At 62.1% G+C, this 3958-nt stretch carries 3 protein-coding genes; all 3 read right to left on the reverse strand.

What is annotated here, in order from left to right:
- Positions 1–804, reverse strand: an 804-nt coding sequence (locus AC1DU6_RS22630; protein WP_477859757.1) for an MFS transporter, incomplete at its 3' end; no start/stop codon positions are given.
- Between the two features lie 11 nt (positions 805–815).
- Positions 816–3113, reverse strand: coding sequence for a TonB-dependent receptor (locus tag AC1DU6_RS22635; protein ID WP_477859759.1), 2298 nt, complete (start codon positions 3111–3113; stop codon positions 816–818).
- Between the two features lie 91 nt (positions 3114–3204).
- On the reverse strand, positions 3205–3958 hold a 754-nt coding region (locus AC1DU6_RS22640), incomplete at its 5' end, for a hypothetical protein (RefSeq protein ID WP_477859761.1).

Here is a 3958-nt window from a genome sequence, read left to right on the forward strand (position 1 = left end):
CCGCTCCGCGATCACGGGCACCCATGTGGTGAAGGCCTGCAAGCCCATGCTTCCCAAGCCAAAGGCGCAGAACACGCAGAACAGTGCAAGCCGGTGCTGCCGCAAATACGGCCAGATGGGTGGCGACGCGACCGTCTCGTGAGCCTTCCGTGGTCTGTCGGCCTTCAAGAAGACAAGGAAGAACGAACAAGAGATACCCACTGCGGCCGTCAGCAGCAGCGCGGCACGCCACTCCTCCAGCCCAACCCAAGGGTACAAGCCCCAACTGCCCAGCGTTGAAGCCGCACCGGCGACACCGCCTGCCAGGCCGATCCCTGCGCCGATCAGCAGGAGATTCAAAGTGGCGTAGACACTGTTCGCCAGCGCCCGCGTTCGTTCGGGAAATGCTCGCGGTATGTAGGCATACACGATCGGCGCCATGGCCGTCTCGAGGAGACCCATGCCAGCAGAACTGAGAAAGAGAGCGCCGTAGCTACGACTGTTCGCGCCGGCGACGGTTGCCGTGCCCCACAAGGCCAGGATACCGAAAAGCACCTTGCGCACGTCGTACCTATCGGCAGCCCAACCCACGGCAAGGGCGGTCATCCCCGCGATCAAAGAGATGCCGACGCCCTGTAGAACACCAAGTTGAGTGTCGCTGAGCCCCAACGAGAGTCGCAAAGGCTCTCCCAGCAGCGTGAGTACCTGCCGATCCAGCGAGGCCACCAAAGTCAGGAGAACGAGGATCGACAAGGTGAACCAAGCACGTCCATTCGCCCTAGACTTACCAACGGCCTCAAGGCCAATGCTGTCCACGACCTTCATGGCAGCCTCAACTAGTACGCCGCGGTGACGGAAAGCGTGACCGTGCGCGGTCGCGCCTCGACCACATATGCAGGCGACCCCAATGGCACGAAGTTGGTCTGTGCGCTCATCTGGGTTCTGCGGTCAAAGAGATTCCGAATCGACAGGCCGAGATCGAATCTGCCCATCTTCATGCCGGCCTGGGCATCCGCCAGCGCGTAGCCCGGCAGCCGGTAGGACGGCAATGAAGCGCTGCCCGCAAAGCCCGCGTCACGATGACCGACGCCCCGCACCGCCGCGCCCACATAGCCTTGATGCTCACCTACGGAAAACTCGTATCGAGAGCTGAGGCCGAAAGACCACTTTGCCTGATTTGGCAGTTGTGCACCCTCGACGCCGATTCCGGGCCCGGATTCAGTCAGCCGACCATCGGTGTAAGCGAGGCTCGTGGCTACGGTCCAGTCTGGTGACACCCGCAAGGTCAGACTCGCCTCAGCGCCATCGATCTTGGCCTTGCCAGCGTTGGTCAGGAGGTTCAGTCCCTGAACAGCGTAGTACTGTTGAATATTGCGCCAGCGAATCTGGTAAACGGTGGCCTGCACCGACAGGGTCTGATCCAGCAGATCGGCCTTGTAGCCGCCTTCATAGCTCCACAGCGAATCACTCTTGAAGCTGGCAGGCGCCGCAGGCAATCCAGTGGCGGGATCCAGCAAGACGACATTGGGACCGCCGGGTCGATAACCACTGGCTGCCCGCACGTAGACGTTGCTCGTTGGCGAAAGGGCGTATTTGCCTGTCAGCAGGTAGGTAGCAGTGGTCTCGCTGGACTCAGAACTCAAGTCTGTGGGCGCCGCGATGAGCCCTCCACCGACCTGGCGGTAAGTCTGGCGATTGCGCGAAACCCGCGCGCCACCCGTGATGCTCCACTGGCTTGTCGGATTCCAGGTGACGTCAGCGAAGGCGGCGAATTCCTCAAACTTGCTCGGCAGCGACGCCCGGATGATGTCAGGGCCTTGGGAGCCGTCAGGCATCACCGTGCTTATCGATTGGTCATTGGTGCCCGTTTCGCGGTCGTAGTACAAGCCACCGAGCCAGGACACCTCTTTCTTGGCATCCGAAGACAAGCGGAACTCCTGGGTGGTCTTCCTCAGCACAGTCGCGACGTTCTGCGGCACCGACGCCACGTTGAGGCCGGCCAGCTCCGACAACAGCGGCCCGTACACCGGCGTGGTGTCAAAGGCCGAGGTCAAATCGATCCGCTGCGCTGACGTCGTCGAGTTCAGACGCGCGAAGCCCAAATCTGCCTCCAACTCCGCCGAATAGACACGGATCTTCGATGTGTACGGCTCGCGCATGGCCAGGCTGCGCGTCGAAGGGCTGGTTTTCGGAGTGCGCGTCACCGGGTCGTAGTCGACATAGTCCAGCCCATCGCGATGCAAGTCTTGCGCAACCGCCGACAAGCGCAACTTGAAGTCCTTGCTGGGCTCCAAGAGGCCCACCACCCGGATCCCTTGTGAGTCGCCCTTGTTGACGCCAGCCCCCCCTGCCGGGCCAACGGCCGTGACATAGCCGGGATCCTTGTCCGAAAAGGCAGCAACACGAACTGCCGAGACGCCAGACTGCACAGGCACATTGACGAGTCCACTGACCGTGTGCCCCAGGGAGCCACCATCGGTGGACTGCACCGCCACTCTCGCCCAAGCTTCAAAGGACTTGGTATTGGGCTCGTTGGTCACGTACTTCAATACGCCGCCCATGGCTCCTGCCCCATACAGCGTGCCCTGAGGGCCGCGCAGGAGTTCGATATGGCTGAGGTCCAGAAGAGCCATATCCAAGGCGTTGATGGGGCCGCTCACAAAGGGGCTGTAGGAACCGACCGCGATGTCATCAATGTAGGTGCCGACTGTCGCGATGGTCTGGTCACCTGTCGAAACGCCCCGAACGCTGATCGCCCCCAGGCCTGCCCCGCCCTGCGTCTTCACGTCGACGGCGGGYAAGCCAGCCAGGTAGTCCACAAGGCCCTTGGCACCCGATTGCTCGAGCTCGTCCGCCGACAGCCTGTTGATTTGCAGCGGGACATCTCGAGCCATCTCTTTACGGCGGTTGGCCGTGACGACAACCGCCTGCAGTTGGTTTCTTTCTTTTGCACCGTCACCCGGCTTGTCCTTTTCCAGCACGCCGGCGCTCTGCTCCGCCGGTTCGGCCTGGGCCTGGGCTTGCGCCAATGCCATCACCGGCAGGCAAGTGCCAAAGCAAACCACCGCCGCCGCACGAGCGACCAAGGTGCGCGAGTTGGCGAGGTGTCGTGACGGATCCAGTGGCTTGCTCATGTTGACGTCTCAAAAAGGGGTGGAATTGCCTGCCAAGGTATGGCGTGTGATCCGCAAGATTCCGTGCGGGAGCCAGCGACGGGCGCTGGCGTCATGGCACGCGAACCTCAAGCTTGAAGGTGCCGACACGACAGCTTTGGACCTCGATGAACAGCCCGCCGCTGCCGGCGGTAATCACCGAGACGACCCGCTCGCCGTCGTTGCCGCGAGTCCAAGGCTCGAAGCCGCTGGCGCGGCCGTAGAGGCCACCGCCCCAGCCCTCCAAATGACCGATGTCGATCTGCGGCGCGGTGGGCGACAGGACCTGCGCTCCCTCAGCCTTGACCGTTAGCCGCAGCCGCTCCGCATGAGGGAGTGCCTTCGCCGACGACGGCCCATAGGTCGCGAAGTACCCGTCGTTGCGAATGCGTACCTCAGTGCAAACATGCGTGTCGAACTGGGTCTGGCGGAGCACCTCCAGTGTCAGCTGGGGCAGCAAGGAAGCCACTCTGAGGAAGGCAGCGCTTTGCGCGTCGCAGGTCTGCGCAATTCGTTCGAGGGGCGGATTGATGATCCCGACACTGGGGTCAAAGCCTGCCAACTCCACTTCACCGAACTGCGGATGGTTGAACTTACGCCAGGGCTTGAAGATGCGCCCGGCGTTGTGTTCGCGGTCGAACTTCACCAAGGCGCGCATGTCCTTGCGCGTCAGTTTGATGTAGTTGTCCATGAACGGCTTCTTCGGGGCGATGCCCACCTGCTTGAAGACGTCCCAGAGCTCCACCACATAGGCCAGTGCACCCCGCTGGTGGTAGGCGTAGTCCATCAAATCGCCATGGATGGTTTTGTCGGGCGAATACAGGAAC

Source organism: Roseateles sp. P5_B10 (assembly GCF_056400485.1).